The sequence below is a fragment of the Cellulosimicrobium sp. EB106-03-01-XG111 genome (assembly GCF_058792115.1).
Window position 1 is genome coordinate 187,417 of record NZ_JBYTEQ010000006.1, and the last position, 15,559, is coordinate 202,975.

The 15,559-nt window shown below is 74.9% G+C and carries 9 protein-coding genes and 1 riboswitch; of the genes, 3 read left to right on the top strand and 6 right to left on the bottom strand.

The window, feature by feature from the left end:
• Positions 1 to 54 precede the first annotated feature (54 nt).
• A complete protein-coding gene (locus AC3WT4_RS07950; protein WP_255434672.1) occupies positions 55 to 177 on the top strand; it encodes a hypothetical protein in 123 nt (40 codons plus the stop codon).
• On the opposite strand, the gene recD is transcribed toward AC3WT4_RS07950, so the two are convergent.
• From recD to AC3WT4_RS07980, 6 genes are all read right to left on the bottom strand, one after another.
• The gene (gene recD, locus AC3WT4_RS07955) at positions 153 to 2,210 is read right to left on the bottom strand and encodes an exodeoxyribonuclease V subunit alpha (RefSeq protein ID WP_492315188.1); all 2,058 of its coding nucleotides are present in this window, start codon (positions 2,208 to 2,210) and stop codon (positions 153 to 155) included. The two genes, AC3WT4_RS07950 and recD, sit on opposite strands and share 25 nt — an antisense overlap.
• On the bottom strand, positions 2,207 to 5,701 hold the full coding sequence (locus tag AC3WT4_RS07960) for a UvrD-helicase domain-containing protein (RefSeq protein ID WP_492315189.1): 3,495 nt from the start codon (positions 5,699 to 5,701) through the stop codon (positions 2,207 to 2,209). Before AC3WT4_RS07960 ends, recD begins: the two co-directional genes overlap by 4 nt.
• Before the next feature lie 80 nt (positions 5,702 to 5,781).
• Positions 5,782 to 9,246: an exodeoxyribonuclease V subunit gamma gene (recC, locus tag AC3WT4_RS07965; protein WP_492315215.1), complete on the bottom strand. Its 3,465-nt coding sequence runs from the start codon at positions 9,244 to 9,246 to the stop codon at positions 5,782 to 5,784.
• A 171-nt stretch (positions 9,247 to 9,417) separates the two neighbouring features.
• The gene (locus AC3WT4_RS07970) at positions 9,418 to 10,140 is read right to left on the bottom strand and encodes a class I SAM-dependent methyltransferase (RefSeq protein ID WP_492315190.1); all 723 of its coding nucleotides are present in this window, start codon (positions 10,138 to 10,140) and stop codon (positions 9,418 to 9,420) included.
• Between the two features lie 104 nt (positions 10,141 to 10,244).
• Entirely contained in the window at positions 10,245 to 11,495 is a 1,251-nt protein-coding gene (locus tag AC3WT4_RS07975) for an O-succinylhomoserine sulfhydrylase (RefSeq protein WP_492315191.1), read from the bottom strand.
• The gene (locus AC3WT4_RS07980) at positions 11,492 to 11,983 is read right to left on the bottom strand and encodes a rhodanese-like domain-containing protein (RefSeq protein WP_083384979.1); all 492 of its coding nucleotides are present in this window, start codon (positions 11,981 to 11,983) and stop codon (positions 11,492 to 11,494) included. The genes AC3WT4_RS07975 and AC3WT4_RS07980 overlap by 4 nt, the downstream gene beginning before the upstream one ends.
• 270 nt (positions 11,984 to 12,253) lie before the next feature.
• On the opposite strand from AC3WT4_RS07980, the gene AC3WT4_RS07985 reads away from it, so the two are divergent.
• Together AC3WT4_RS07985 and AC3WT4_RS07990 are read left to right on the top strand one after the other, a co-directional pair.
• Positions 12,254 to 13,798, top strand: coding sequence for an RNA-directed DNA polymerase (locus tag AC3WT4_RS07985; RefSeq protein ID WP_492315192.1), 1,545 nt, complete (start codon positions 12,254 to 12,256; stop codon positions 13,796 to 13,798).
• Positions 13,799 to 13,917: 119 nt separating this feature from the next.
• Positions 13,918 to 14,033: riboswitch (SAM riboswitch) on the top strand.
• 33 nt (positions 14,034 to 14,066) lie between these two features.
• Complete coding sequence (locus AC3WT4_RS07990; protein ID WP_492315193.1) at positions 14,067 to 15,500, top strand: aminotransferase class V-fold PLP-dependent enzyme; 1,434 nt, start codon at positions 14,067 to 14,069, stop codon at positions 15,498 to 15,500.
• The last annotated feature ends 59 nt before the right edge of the window (positions 15,501 to 15,559 follow it).

Below are 15,559 nucleotides of genomic sequence, written 5' to 3' on the forward strand. Positions count from 1 at the left end.
ACCCCCGTGCCTCATTCCCCGGGGCGACCGCGCACGCCTGCCAGGATGGTCGCCATGGACGTCCCCTCGATGATCATGGGCGCCGCCGTCGCGTCCGTCGCCTGGATCGTGCTCGTGCCCTGGGGCAGGCTGAAGGAGCTGCGCGAGCGCGATCAGGCGGAGCGCGCCGAGGACTGACCGCCGGGCAGCGGGGTCCGCAGCCCGCTCGCGCGGTGGACCGGGCTCGTCACCGCGGTGCGCACGGCGTCCTCGGAGCCGACGACGCGCACGAACGACTGCGCGCGCGTCACCGCCGTGTACAGCAGCTCGCGCGTGAGCAGGGGAGAGGTCGCGGGCGGCAGGACGAGCGTGACGCGGTCGAACTGGCTGCCCTGCGCGCGGTGGACCGTCATCGCGTGCACGGTCTCCACGGGCGGCAGCCGGTGGGTGCGCACGCGCAGGGGCGCGCGCGGGTCCCCGAACACGGCGACGACCCCGCCCGAGGGCTCCGCGACGAGCACGCCGGTGTCGCCGTTGTAGAGGCCGACCTCGGCGTCGTTCGTCGTGACGAGCAGCGGCCGCCCGGCGACCCACGGGGAGTCGGTCGCGTGGTGGCCGGTCGCCTCCTCGACCCACGCCTCGACCTGCGCCGCCCACCGGCCGCGCCCCGCGGGCCCGCGCCGGTGCGCCACCATGACGCGGTGCCGCGCGAGCGCGTCGAGCGCGGCGCCGGCGTCCCCGGCGCGGGCGGCCTCGACGAGCAGGGTTCCCGCCACGACGGCGTCCGCGCGCACCGCGGCCAGCACCGCGTCGTCGGGCTCGTCGTCGGGCGTCTCGAGGAACTCCACTGACCCGTGCCCTGCGCGCAGCAGGGCGAGCGTCGCCTCCGCGTCCTCGGCCCGGATCGCGGCGGCGAGCGGCAGGATCTCCGAGTCGCGGTCCTGACGGTGGACGGTGCGCAGCCGGACGACGCCGTTGCCGAGCACCGCCCGGTCGTCGACCTCGCCGTCGGTCGGCGGCGGCGCGTCGGCGAGCGCGGTCTCGGCCGCCGCGAGCACGACCGGCGCGGTGGCCGGTGGTGTGACGGGCTCGCGGTGCACGAGGTCGCCGAGCACGGCGCCGGCCTCCACCGAGGCGAGCTGGTCCGGGTCCCCGACGAGCACGAGCCGCGCGTCGGGTCGCAGCGCCTCGAGCAGCCGCGCCATGAGCGGCAGCGCGACCATCGACGTCTCGTCGACGACGACGACGTCGTGCGGCAGGTGGTGGTGCGCGTCGTGGCGGAACCGCGTGCTGCTGCCCGGCCGGTACCCGAGCAGGCGGTGCAGCGTCGTCGCGACGGGCGTCCCGACGCGCGCGCGGTCCGCCGCGTCCTCGAACCCGGCGACGACCTCCCGCACCGCCTCCTGGAGCCGTGCGGCGGCCTTCCCCGTCGGGGCGGCGAGCGCGACGCGCAGGGCCGTGCCCTGGTCGGTCGGGGCGTTCGCCCCCGCGCGCGACGGAGCGGGTGCCACCGCGCTCGCGGGGCGGGGAGGGTCGTGCGGGACGGCGTCGTGCAGGACGGCGAGCAGCCGCGCCACCGTCGTCGTCTTGCCCGTGCCGGGGCCACCCGTGAGGACGGTGAGCCGTCGGGTGGCGGCGTGCGCGGCGGCGAGCCGCTGGCGCGTGTCCTCCGCCGCGGGGAAGAGGCGCGCCAGCGCGGCGTCGAGGCGCTCGGCGTCGACCGGGAGGTCGGGCGCCGCGAGCCGGCCGTCGACGTCGTGCCGGACCGCGAGCTCGTCGCGCCAGTACCGGTCGAGGTACAGCGCGCCCCCGACCCAGCGTGCGGGCCGGTCGGGTGCGCCGTCGACCCCGACGGCGACGAGCGGGCTGCGCGCGACGGCGTCGGCCCACGCGGCGCGGTCCGGCCACGGCAGGTCCGCGGCGTCGGTCCGGGCGGCCTCCTCGTCCTCGGGCAGCTCGAGGGAGCCGAGGTCGTCCAGGCGCACGCACACCGAGCCGCTGCGCACGGCACGGACCGCGAGCGCGACGGCGAGCAGCACCCGGTCGTCGTGCTCGCCCGTGAGCCGGCCGAGCCGCAGCGCGACGCGCACGTCGGCGGCCGAGACGACGCGTGCGACGTTGAACGGCGCGAGACCGGCGGGCACGCCGACCGCGAGCCGGGGGTCGCCCTCGTCGACCGTGACGGGAGCAGCGGTGGGCCGGGTCGCCGCCCCGGGGGTGGCCGTGGTCATGCGCGACCTCCGTCGAGCAGGGCGGACAGGGCGACGACGAGCCCGGGCGGCGGGCTCCAGGCGACGACGCCGTACGGGGTGTCGTCGGGGCCGCGGGGCGTGTCCGGCCCCGCCATGCCGCGCACGAAGAGGTACGCCCCGCCGGCGAGGTCGCGGTCCGGGTCGTAGTCGCGCACGCGCCACCGCAGGTAGCGGTGGAGCGCGACGAGGTAGAGCACGAGCTGCAGCGGGTAGTGCGAGGCGAGCATCGCGTCGCGCGTGGCGTCGGGGTGGTAGTCGCCCACCGTGAGCGGGACCCCGGGCGGCCCGACGCGGTTCGTTTTGTAGTCGACGACGAGGTACCGGCGGCGGCCGCCCGGAGCCCCGCCCGGAGCGCCGTCGGGGCTCGGGGCGGGCACGCGCAGCACGGCGTCGATCGAGCCCGTGAGGTAGCCGCGCAGCGGGACGCCGCCGGTGCCCGTGCCGGTCTCGGACTCGTCGGCCAGCGCTGCGAGCAGGTCGGGGTAGCGGGCGAACGCGTCGTCGGCGGGCAGGTGCGCCCGCAGGACGTCCGCGAGGTCGCGCAGCGTCGCGGGACGCACACCCTCCGTCTCGTCGCCCCCGGCGAGCGGGAGCTCGAACTCGAGCTCGGGCAGCCGGTCGCGCGGGTCGACGTCGGCGAGCGTGAGCCCGCCCGCGATCGGTCCGAGCGGCGTGCGCAGCGACAGGCCGAGCGCGGTCGCGAGCGCGACGGGCTCGACGCCCGGCACCCGGACCGTCGCCGCCTGCGCGCAGCGGGCGCGCACCTCGGCGTCGAGGTCGTCGGCCGCGGTGTCGACGTACTCGAGGATCTCGTGCACGAGCGTGCCGAACGCGGTGCCGCCCGGCTGTCCCTCGTACGGGGACGGCACGTCCGCGCCGGGACGTGGGGCCGGGGTCGAGGACGCCGGCGCGGCGGTGTCGTCGTCCGTGGTCTCCTCCGGCTCGTCCTGCACGCCCGGGTCCTCCGGCTCGCTCTCGATCCCGCCGACCGGGCCGTGGTGCGCGGCCGCGGTCAGCGCCGAGTACGAGGCGCGCCGCCAGTCGCGGTCCGGGAGGTGGACGGCGGTCGCGAGCGCGAGGTCCGTGCCCGCCCGGGTGCCGGGCGACCAGCGCTCGCCCTTCGCCCGGGCGTCGACCTGCTCGACGACGACCGTCCCTCCCGACCGCGCCGCGACGGCCTCGAACGCGGACCGGACGGCGTCGTCGCGCATCGCGTCGGGCCGCGCGTGCCGCCCGGGCTCGCCGCCGAGCATCCGGTCGGCGAGCAGGAGGCGCGTGAGCGGTCCTGATCCCGTGCTGCGCTTGGTGGGCGTCCAGTGCACGACGACCTGGTGCCGCGCCCGGGTGAGCGCCACGTACAGCAGGCGCAGGTCCTCGCCCAGCTCCTCGTCGCGCCAGCGCCCCTTGGCGTCCACGAACCCGGGGGAGCCGACCCCGCCGAGGTGCAGCACGCGCTGCCCGTGGTCGTCGTGGAACGCGAACAGCTCCTGGTCGTCGGGCTCGAACCGCTCCCACCCGAACGGGACGTAGACGACGCCGAACTCGAGGCCCTTCGCGGCGTGCACGGTGACGACCTGCACGGCGGCGGCGTCGGTCTCGAGACGGCGGGTGCGCTCGTCGGTGAAGACCGACCCGACCTCCGCGATCCGGGTCCGGAGCCACGCGGTGAGCGCGGCCGTGCCGAGACCCTCCGTCGTCGCGGCCTCGTGCAGCGCCTGCGTGACGTGGCGCAGGTCGGTGAGGTAGCGCTCGCCGTCGGCCCGTGCCATGACGCGCGCGGTGGCGCCACGCCGTGCGGCCACCTCCGCGACCGCGGCCACGCCCCGGTCGGTGAGCAGGCGCGCCCAGGCCCGGACCGTGTCGCCGAGCTCGTCGTGGTCCGCGTCGCCTGCGGTCGCGAGACGCTGTGCGTCCCAGCCGACGAACGGCGTGAGGGCGAGCGCCGTCGCGCGCCGGTGGAGGCCCGGCTGCTCCAGCGCCGCGAGGAGCGTGAGCCAGTCCTGCGCCGCGGCCGACCCGAACACGCTCGACGGCCCCGACACGACCGCCGGCACGCCCAGCGCGACGAGCGCCGAGCGCACCGCCTCGGCCTGCGCGTTCGTGCGCGTCAGCACGGCGACGTCGCGCGGCTCGAGCGGGCGCCAGCGCGCCGCGCCGCCCGCCGTGCCGCCGCTGTCGTCGCGCACGCGGTCGCCCCCGCCGGACGCGGTGCCGAGGCGGCCCGCGACGTCGGCCGCGACGTCCTTCGCGAGCAGGCCGCGCGCGTCCGGGGCCGACGGCGCCGACGACGCGCCCAGCCGGTACGCGCGGCGCGTCACCTGCCGCAGCCGCACCGGCGCGCCGCCGGAGAACCGCGCCTCGGGGTGCGCCGCGTCGACCGGGCGCACGACGATGCGCGGGTCGCCGAGCGCCGTCTCGCCGAGCAGCGCGTGCAGGCCCGCGAGGAGCGGGCCGTCGCTGCGCCAGCTCGTGCTGAGCGTCGCGGTGTCCGTCGCGTCCTCGACGGCCTGCAGGTACGTCACGACGTCCGCGCCGCGGAACGCGTAGATCGCCTGCTTGGGGTCCCCGATGAGGACGAGCGCGCTGTGCTCGTCGGACCGCCCGTGGAACGCGGTGCGCAGGATCGCCCACTGCTCGGGGTCGGTGTCCTGGAACTCGTCCACCATGACGACGCGGAACCTCGACCGGACGCGCTGCGTCGCGGTCTCGCCGTGCTCCGGGTCCGTGAGCGCGCGGCGCAGCAGGACGAGGAGGTCGTCGTAGTCGAGCAGGTGCATCGCGCGCTTGCGCGCCTCCACCTCCCGGCGCGCGGCGCCGGCGACCTCGTACCGCGCCGCGGCGACCGAGCCCTCGGCCGCGTCCGACGGCGCGACCACCGCCCCGTGGTCGCTCACCGCCGCGCGGGCGACCTCGCGCACGTCGCGCGGCGAGAGGATCGGTTCGCTCTGGTCGGCGAACCGCCGCACGTACAGGTCGTCCGTGACCTCCTCGACGAGGTCGGCCACGTCGGGCAGGAAGCTCGTCGCGAGGTCGACGTCGGCCGCGGTCCCGAGCGCGGTGAGCATCTGCTGGCAGAAGCCGTGCGTGGTCGTGATGGTCGCGGCGTCGAGCTGGGACAGCGCGACACGCAGGCGCTCGCGACGGCGGGCGAGCTCGTCGGCGTCGACGGCGGCGAGGAACGCGACGAGCTCGTCGGTGCTGTGCGCCGGCTCGGGGCCGCGCAGCGCGCGCTCGGTCGCGACGAGGCGCTCGCGCACGCGGTCGCGCAGCTCCGACGTCGCGGCCCGGCCGAACGTCACGAGCATGATCTCCGGGAGCGCCGCGACGCCCTCGGCGACGTAGCGCGTCGTGAGGGTCGCGATGGTGTGCGTCTTGCCCGTCCCGGCGCTCGCCTCGAGCACGACCGTCCCGCGCGGCAGGTCGCCGAACGGGTCGAAGCGCCGCGGGCTCCCCGCGGAAGATCCGGGCACCGCCGACCCGGGCGCCGCGGACCCAGGTGCGGTGGGTCCGGACGCTGCGGCGGGCGTGACCGGTGCGGACGTCGGGCCGCTCATCGCGCACCTCGCAGCTCGTGCTCCAGCAGGGGGTCCCACACCCGGCGCGCGAGCGCGCCGAGGCGGGTCGGGTCGTCGGGGAAGCGACCCAGGTCGGCCGTCGTCGCGTGGCCCGCGAGGTCGGGCAGCGCCGGGTCCTGGCCCCACGCGAGCACGACGTACGGGTCCTTGCGCTCGAAGCCCTTGTTCCACGCCCACCCGGCGCGCATCAGGGCGTCGCGAGCGTCGGTGGTGCGGCGCTCCTCGGCGTAGCGCAGCGCGACCTCGGGGAGCAGCGGCAGGGGCTCGCGGGCGGCCTCGTCGCGCAGGGCCACGAGGTCGGCCAGCACGGCGGCCGCCGTGTCGCGGTCGGGCGGCGTGAGCGTCGACCACGCGACACCCGGGCCGCGGGGTGACCGGCCGATCGCGACGGCGTCCCACGGACGGTCCGGGTCGCTCACGCGCAGCGCGAGCGCCTGCACCCAGGCGCGCAGCCGGTGCTTCGGCCCGAGCCGCGAGTACTCCGTGCGCACCACGCGGGCGCCGTGCACGCCCGGGACGCTGCCGACGAGCGTGCCCCCGCCCGGGAGGGTGGCTCGAACGTCGACCGTCTCGGCCGAGCTCAGCACGTCCTGGCTCACGGGACGACCGGCCGCGACGTCGGCCTCGCGCGCGGCCTCGACGGACGCGACCCGGAGCGGTCCCACGGCCCGGACGACCTCCTGGAGCGCCGACCGGCCGAGCTCGCGCGGCGGGACCTGGCCACGGCGCCACTCGGCCTGCATCGCGCGGTTCGGGTCGACGCCCGCGAGAGCGGCCCGCAGCACGCGGTCGCCCACGCCCCAGCCTGCGAGCCCCGTGAGGGAGAGGGGCAGCCGGTCCTCGACGTCCTCCTCCTCCAGCACGAGACCTACGTCGAGCGTGTGCTGCGCGAACCAGCGGGGTGCGTTCTCGAGCAGGCGGACCAGGTCGTCGAGCTCGACGTCGGCGCGACCCCCCGCCGCCGTGGGCGACCCCTGCGCTTCCGCCGGGCCGACGGCGGCACCGGTCGGCAGCGAGAGCGGTGCGCCGACGAGCGCCCCGACCGGCTCGCGCTTCTCGCGCGCCTGGCGGGCTCCGGCGAACGCGGCGTCGTCGTGGCTGAACGGCCCCGGGACGCCGAGCGCGCCCGGCGTGAAGTTCCGCTCGTCGACCGTCTGGAGCGGGTGCTGCACGACGACGTGCTCGCGCGCGGGGCGCCCGTCGGCCGTGGTGGCCACCCGGTCCAGCGCGTCGAGCAGCTCCGCCACGGGGACGGCGGGCGGGCGCGGCGCCCCGGTGCGCTCGTCGGCACCGGTGTGCACGACGACGAGGTGGTCGCCCGCCGCGGCGACGGCGTCGAGGAAGATCTGCCGGTCCTCGCTGCGCGCGTCGCGCTCGCCGATCTCGGGGTGCCGGGCGAGCAGGTCGTCGCCCGCGGGCGCGGCGGTGCGGGGGAACACGCCGTCGTCGAGCCCGAGGAGGCACACGACCCGGTGCGGCACGGAGCGCATCGGCTCGAGCGAGCACACGGTGAGCGCGCCCGTGCGGAACCCGGCGCGCGTCGGGCGCCCGGCGAGGCGGTCGTCGAGCAGCGCCCGCACGTCCGCGAGCCGCAGCGCGACCCCGCCGTCCGCCGCACCCGCCGCCCGGACGTCGCCGAGCACGCGGCGCGCGGAGCCGATCTGCCACGCCTCCGTCGGCGGTGCCTCCGCCAGGAGCGTCAGCGCGCGGTCGAGGGTGTCGAGCCAGTGCGCGAGCGGGTGTACGCCGTCGAGACCGCGCAGGATCTCCGTGAGCCGCGCGACGAGCTCCGCGAGCCGGCCCGCGAGGTCCACGTCCGTCGAGCCGACGTCGTCCAGCGGGAGCGCGGGCCCGACGAACCGCGCGTCCTCGTCGGCCATCGCCGCGCCGAGCAGGATGCGGTCGAGCGCCGCGTCCCACGTGCCCTGCCGCACGTGCTCGTCGATCCCGAAGCGGGCGCGACGCTCGCCGTCCTCGCCCCAGTGCACCCCCGCCTCGACGGCCCACTGCCGCAGGCGGTCGACGTCGTCGTCGGAGAAGCGGAACCGGCGGCGGACCGGCCCGCTCGCCGCGAGGTCGAGCACCTCGGACGCGGTGACGCGGCCGTCGGCGAGGCGCAGCAGCGTGGCGAGCAGCGCGAGCACCGGGTTGGTGGTCCCGGCGCCGCGGTCCGCGAGGCTGACCCGCAGCCGCTGGCCGGGGTGCGCGTCGTCGCCGAGCTCGGGGACGGCGCCGAACGTCGCGGTGACGAGCGGCGCGAACGTCTCGACGTCGGGGCACAGCACGATGACGTCGCGCGCCTGGAGCGTCGGGTCGGCGGAGAACAGGCCGACGAGCGTCTCACGCAGCACCTCGACCTGCCGGGCGCGCCCGTGGCACGCGAGCACCTGCACGGAGCGGTCCGTCGGGTCCAGCACGTGGGCGCCGTCCGGTTCGTCGGCCCGCAGCGCGGACTGCAGCGCGCCGAGCAGGGTCGGCGGCGGGGGCGCGGCCTCGTGGTGGGCCTCGTGCGTCTCGCCCGCGGCGAGCCGGAGCTGCAGCTCGACCGTGTCCCGGCCGGTGGACGCGAGGAACGGGTGCCGCGCGAACGTCGGAAGGTCCGCGCGACGCCGGACGGGCGCGCCGGTGCGGTCCGTGCCCGGGTCCGCGCCGCCCGCAGCCGGGCCGCCGTCGGACGCGGCGACCGTCGTCCACAGCGCCGGCGAGGGGTGCACGAGCCACAGGTGGACGTCGCGGTGCTCGGCGAGCGCGCGCAGGACCCGGAGCTCGTCCTCGGGCAGACGTGTGGGTCCGAACACGGACAACCGCGGCGGCAGGTCGACGGCCGTCGGGTCCGCGCGCAGCGCCGCGACCGCCGCCCTCACGCGCCGCGCCGGGTCCGTCGCCGGGACGCGCTCCACCAGGCGGCGCCACAGCTCGGGCTGCCACGCGAGGTCGTCCGGCGCGACGGCGGTCCCTGTCACCGGTGACGCGGCCGACCACGCGAGCACGACCTCGGGCCGCTGGCGGGCGTAGTCGACCAGGAGGTCCGCGAGCCGCCGCGCGAGCGTGAGCCGCCGGCCCCGCCGCACCTCGTCGCCCGGGTCGCCGACGTAGCGCGCGAGCGGCGCCGCCCACGGCTCGGCGAGGTGCGCGTCGAGCACCTCGAGCACCGACCACGCGAGTCGCTCGGGGCGCCACGGGTCGTCGTCCGGGTCGAGGTCCGTGAGGTCGGCCACGACCTGCTCGACGAGCCGCCGCGGGCCCCGGAAGTCCACGTTCGCGCAGATCCCCGCCGTCTCGCCCGCGCCCAGGTGGTGCGAGAGCCGCTGCGCGAGCCACCGCTCCACCCCGCGCGTCGGGACCGCGACCACGTCCGGCGTGAACGGGTCCGTCGGGACCTCCGCGAGCACGGCGGCGAGCGGCGCCACGAGGGCCTCGGCACGCTCGGAGCGGTGCACGTGCAGCAAGAGGACCCCTGTCGGTGTGGTGGCGTGGTCACGCGCCGGCCGGTCGCCATGCGCTACGAGGAATCTACGAGGTGCGACCCACACCGTCGAACCGCCGTCCACAGGTTCCGGGCGCCTGCGGCCGAGCACGTGGCACCCGCGTGGGAACTGGTCGACTTCCTCTCAGCCGCGCCGTGCGACGAACACCCACTCGCGACCCGGGCGGTCGGGCGCGTCCCGGACGTCCACGACCTCGAACCCGCACGCCACGAGCGACGTCTCGACCTCGTCGCGCTCCCGGAAGCGCAGCGTCGAGTCGGAGTGGAGCGTGGTGCCGTCGGGCAGCACGGTCGTGTCGTGGAAGGACACGAAGGGGAGCGACACGTCGGTGAGGTCGGTCCAGGACTCGACCGGGCCGACGTCGGGCACGTCCACGCGCGTGGTCGTCGCCTCGCGGACCCACCCCTCCCAGGCCCGGCGGGCGGGGACGCGCGTCTCGAGCACCAGCCACCCGCCGGGCACGAGCGCGTCGTGGACGCCCCGCAGCGTCGCGGCCCACGCGTCGTCGGTGAGGAACACCTGCGCGACGTTCGCCGTCATCGTCGCGAGGTCGACCTCGATCGGGGGCAGCGTCGTCGCGTCGCCGTGCAGCCAGCGCACGCGCTCGGCGCCCGGCTTCGTGCGCGCGACGTCGAGCGACGCACCCGCCGGGTCGACGCCGACCACCTCGACGCCGCGCTGCGCGAGCAGGCACGCGAACGTCCCGGTGCCGCACCCGACGTCGAGCACACGGCGCGCGCCGAGCTCGTCGACGATCGCGACGTAGGTGTCGAGGTCGGACCGGTCCGGGTCGAGCGGGTCGTAGAGGGCGGCGAGCCGGGGGTCGTCGAAGATCGCGTCGGGCACCCGACGACGCTACGAAGGCACGGCACGCTCGGTCCACCCGATTCCGGGAAGCCCCGCTGCCGACCAGGCCCCCGCTGCCCACCTGTTCGGCGGGAGGCGGGGGGTCAGGAGTTCAGGGCCTGGGCGACGTCCTCGATGATGTCTTGCGGGTCCTCCAGGCCCACCGACAGGCGGACGGTCGTCTCCGCGATCCCGACGGCGGCGCGGCCCTCGGGGCCGAGCTTGCGGTGGGTCGTCGTGGCCGGGTGCGTGACGAGGGACTTCGCGTCGCCGAGGTTGTTCGAGATGTCGACGACCTGGAGCGCGTCGAGGAACGTGAACGCGCGCTTCTTCGCCGTCTCGGGGTCGGTGCCCTCGGGCACGGCGAGGTCGAACGTCACGACCGTCCCGCCGCCGCTCTGCTGCGACCGCGCGAGCTCACGCTGCGGGTGCGACGCGAGGAACGGGTACCGCACGCGGCCGATCCCGGGGAGCTGCTCGAGCGCCTCCGCGACCTGCGCCGCGGCGGCGTTCTGCGCGGCGACGCGCACGGGGAGCGTCTCGAGGCCCTTGAGCAGCACCCACGCGTTGAACGCCGAGAGCGACGGCCCGGTGTTGCGGATGAACGTCTGCACCGGGCCGGTGACGTACTCCTCGGTCCCGAGGATCGCGCCGCCGAGCACGCGGCCCTGCCCGTCGATGTGCTTGGTCGCCGAGTACACGACGACGTCGGCCCCGAGCTCGAGCGGCTTCTGGAGCAGCGGCGTCGCGAACACGTTGTCGAGCACGACGACCGCGCCCGCGGCGTGCGCGAGCTCGCTCACGCGCCGCGCGTCGACGATGTCCTGCATGGGGTTGGACGGCGTCTCGAAGAACACGACGTCCGCGGGGGTGGACAGCGCCTCCTCCCACTGCGACAGCACGTGGCCGTCGACGTAGTCCGTCCGCACGCCCCACTTCGCGAAGATCTCGTCGAAGATGACGAGGCTCGACCCGAAGAGCGCGCGCGCCGCGACGATGCGCGACCCGGACCGCACCAGCGCCGCGAGCGCCGTGAACACGGCGGACATGCCGGACGCCGTCGCGTAGCAGGCCTCCGCGCCCTCCAGGAGGCGCAGGCGCTCCTCGAACGTGTGCACGGTCGGGTTGCCGTACCGCGAGTAGACGAACCGGTCGAGCTCTCCCTGGAACGCGGCCTCGGCGTCCGCCGCGCGGTCGTAGGTGTAGCCCTGGGTGAGGAACAGCGCCTCGGACGTCTCCTGGAACTCGGTGCGCGCGTGACCGCCGCGCACGGCGAGCGTCGCGGGGCGGGCGCTCGCGGGCAGGGGCTTGCGGCCGGAGCCGCCGGGCACGCTCCCGGGCACGGCCGCGCTCACCGGGCGGCCTCGTCGAACGTCGTGGTGGGCAGCCCGCGGACCTTCCAGCCCTCGACGTCCCGCAGGCCCGAGAACCCCTGGGCGCCCTCGAAGCCCTCGAGCACGTTGTACGACGGCCCGAGCCCGGCGGCCGTGGCCGCGCGCGCCGCGCCGATCGACCGCTGGCCCGAGCGGCACAGGAACACGACGGGACGCTCGTCGCCGGGCGTCAGGCCCGCCTCGACGAGCTGGTCCAGGAACCGCGGGTTGGGGCCCGCCGGGGTGACCCACTCGTCGAACACGACGTCGCGGCCGAGGTCCGTGGCGTCGGGCACGCCGATGGTGCGCCACTCGCCTTCGGTGCGGACGTCCACGAGCACGGCGCGCTCGTCGTGCGCGAGCAGGTCCCACGCCTGCTGCGGGGTGAGGTCGCCGGCGTAGCCGACGGCGGGTCGTGCGTCGGGCAGCGCCGACCCCGCTGCCGACGCCTGCTGGGACTGGTCGCTCATGAGAGTCCTCCTCCATCGATCGTGGCAGTAGCACCCTGCGCCCGGCCGCCGAGGCGGTCCGGGGGGTTGCTGCGGCGTCGACGTGCCACGTCACTCGGCCGCTCCGGATGGTTGGCTCGGATCGTACGCCACGCGTCCGACGCGCGGAACGCCCGTCTCAGCGCTGAGTGGGACCCACGGTGTGCCGGATGCTTCGAACCAGCAATAGTCGGAGGGTGAAACGCATCCGAGAGGGTTGCGCATTGGAAGCGCTGGTGCGAGTCTCGCCCGGTGCCAGCCGTGCAATGGGAACGAGCTCTCGACGTCGACCGCGCAGCATCGAACCTTCGGGTCGAGTTCGTAGAAGATTGGTACCGAGACCCATGGAATTGGCCCGAGCTGGAGTTTCTGCAGAAGGTCGGTCGAGGCGAACTACACACCTATCTCGATGGCTCTGGCTCGCGCAAGCTGACACTGATCGACGTGCCAAAGGAGAATTGGGGAGTTAGGCCGGCGGTGGTCTTGGACATCCTGGACCGGCTCGCATACCAGGCGCTTGTGGACCGTATTAGCGTTGAGGCGATCGGCGCTCTCCCCAGGAACGTCTACGGATGGAGGCTTCCTCCAGCCGATCCAGAGCGGGGAGTTTACTCGAAAAACTCGCTCCAGTGGGATGTTTATCGTTCACACCTCGAGTCTGCTGCATATCAGTTCGACGTGGCCCTCGTCTCCGACATTGTCTCTTTTTTCGCGAGCATCCCTGTGCAACTCCTCCAGGAGCGGATAGAGCAGATTGCCAAGAAGGGAAAGGCCACTGGCCGACTCCTCGGTATGCTAGAGGGATTCGATAGGAATGCCCATCGAACGGGCATACCGCAACGTTCTTTCGCATCTGCTGTTCTGGCCAACATGTACGTGTCGTCGTTGGACGATGTGCTTGAGGGCCACTCCTCAAGCATCATGGAACTTGTCGTGCGCGGAACGAAGGGGGCGAACCCGCGAACAAGTTGGACGCGCTGGATGGATGACATTTGGCTTTTCGGGGATGACGGAGCGTCGATGCGGTCGGCCCAACTCGAATTGCAGTCCACGGCGCGGTCGTTGGGACTCCATGCAAACAGCGCAAAGACAAGGCTCCTGGAAGGTCCAGAGGTTTGGGAGCGCGCGATGCAGATCGAACACAGTGCAATCGATGAGGCGCTCGATTCGAAGGCGGATGAGGGGCCACTCGAGGAACTCGTGGATCGTCTATTTGAGGAGCCAGCCGTCGCGGGAAGGACGAGCCTCAAGTTTGCGGCTAATCGCATGCTAAAGCATGGCTCCAGCTACCGTGTGATTGATATGCTTGATGCATGCGTCGAGATGCCGCACGGTGCGGACATCCTTGGTCCGCTATTCAGAGAGAACTTTGTTCAGGCGAGCTTGCAGGATTGGCTCGTGGAACATTCGAGGTCCGAATGGGCTGCTTTCGAGTGGTCTACAGCACACTACCTGCGAATGATTTCGCCTAACATTAGGCCGCGAAAGAACATGATCGAACTCGTGGAGTCGCTGGTAAGCGAACCGGCGACATCGGCCCCACTGCTCGCCATGGCCGCTCACCGCTTAGCCTGCTGGGACCCCGACAAATTGCGCGGTGCAGCCCGCGCTTCGATGCCCCACTGTCATCAACCTCTAAGCCGGCGAATCCTCGCGTTCTGCGCGCTCGCGTCAAATGAGGCACGCACGGTGGTCAGGGATTGGCTAAAGCAGGAGGAGGAGAACCTGCTAGCCCTCAAGGTACTCGAGAATTCAAATTATGGCCTTCCCAAAATCTCGAAATTTTACAGCGCGTGAGTCCGGCGGCCCTCGGCGTGCAGTGACCGTGGGCCGCGACGTCGCGAGAGAGCGTCCACCATGCGGACTGCCCTGACCACGGGTTGACACGGAGTGCCGCCGCGCACATCCTGGACGCAGGTCATGAGTGCCAGCGCGAAACCCCGGTTTGCTGGCCGGCAACCCTCCTCTCGCGGCGGGGTGCCCCGGGTGACGACCAGGCCGCACGCCGACCGGCGGGCGGCAAGCGCGGGGAGGTTCTCCCCGGACGACCCTGGAGGACTGTGCCATGACTGCTCTCGCGGACGTCTCGTGTCCCACCGACGCCCCGGCCCCTGACCTCGCGGCGCTCGCCGACGCGCCCGCGCTCCTGCCCGTCGTCGGCGGGGACACGCTCGTCCCGCTCGTCGACGGCCGCAGCGTCCCGTACGCGAACCTCGACGTCGCGGCGTCGGCCCCGGCGCTGCGCTCGGTCGCGGACCGCGTGACCGAGGTGCTGCCGCTCTACGCGAGCGTGCACCGCGGCGCGGGCTACCTGTCGCAGGTCTCCACGGCGCTCTACGAGGCGTCGCGCCGCACGATCGGCACGTTCGTCGGCGCGCGCGAGGACGACGTCACGGTCGTCACGCGCAACACCACCGACTCGCTCAACCTGCTCGCGGGCTGCGTCCCGGCGAACGCGGACGGCACGCCCGCGCGCGTGCTCGTCCTCGACGTCGAGCACCACGCGAACCTGCTGCCGTGGCAGCGCGCCGGGGGCGCGACGGTCCTCGCGGGCGGCGCGTCCGTCGCGGAGACGCTCTCGGGCCTGCGCACCGAGCTCGCGCGCTTCCCGTACGCGCTCGTCGCCGTGACCGGCGCGTCCAACGTCACGGGCGAGTCCCTGCCGATCACCGAGGTCGTCCGCGCCGCGCACGACGCTGGCGCGCGCGTCGTGCTCGACGGCGCCCAGCTCGTCCCGCACCGCGGGTTCTCGCTCGCCGCGTCGGGCGCCGACTACGTCGCGTTCTCGGGGCACAAGACCTACGCGCCGTTCGGCGCGGGCGCGCTCGTCGGGCGTCGTGACTGGCTCGACGCGGGCACCCCCTACCTCGCGGGCGGCGGCGCCGTGCGCCAGGTCGCGGTGACCGGGACCCAGTGGCAGACGGCGCCCGCGCGCCACGAGGCCGGCTCGCCGAACGTGGTGGGTGCCGCGGCGCTCGCGGCGGCGTGCGACGCGCTCGCCGCGCTCGACCCGGCCGACCTGCACGCGCACGAGGCGGCGCTGCGCGCGGCCCTCGTCGCGGGCCTGGAGGCCGTCCCCGGCGTCCGGGTCGTGCGCGTCTGGGACGACGCCGTCGACCCGGTCGGCGTCGTGACGTTCGCCGTCGAGGGCCACGACCCGGGCCTCGTCGCCGCCTACCTCTCGGCCGAGCACGGCATCGGCGTGCGCGACGGCCGGTTCTGCGCGCACCCGCTGCTCGCGCGCCTCGGCTACGACGCGGGCGCGATCCGCGCCTCGGTGGGCGTCGGGACGACGGGCGCGGACGTCGTGCGCCTCGTCGAGGCCGTGCGCGCGTACGTCGAGCAGGGCCCGACGACCCGGTACGAGGTCGTCGACGGCTGCTGGGCCGTCGTCGACGACCCCCGCCCGGTCCCCGCGGGGTCCGGGCTGGAGGGTCTCTTCGCGACCGCCGCGGCGGGCTTCCTCGCCGACGCCGCGGGCTGCGGACCGGCCGTCTGACCGTCGTCGGCGGCCGACGGGGGAGCCCGTTCACCGGCCCGTCGCCGAGCGTTGTCCAC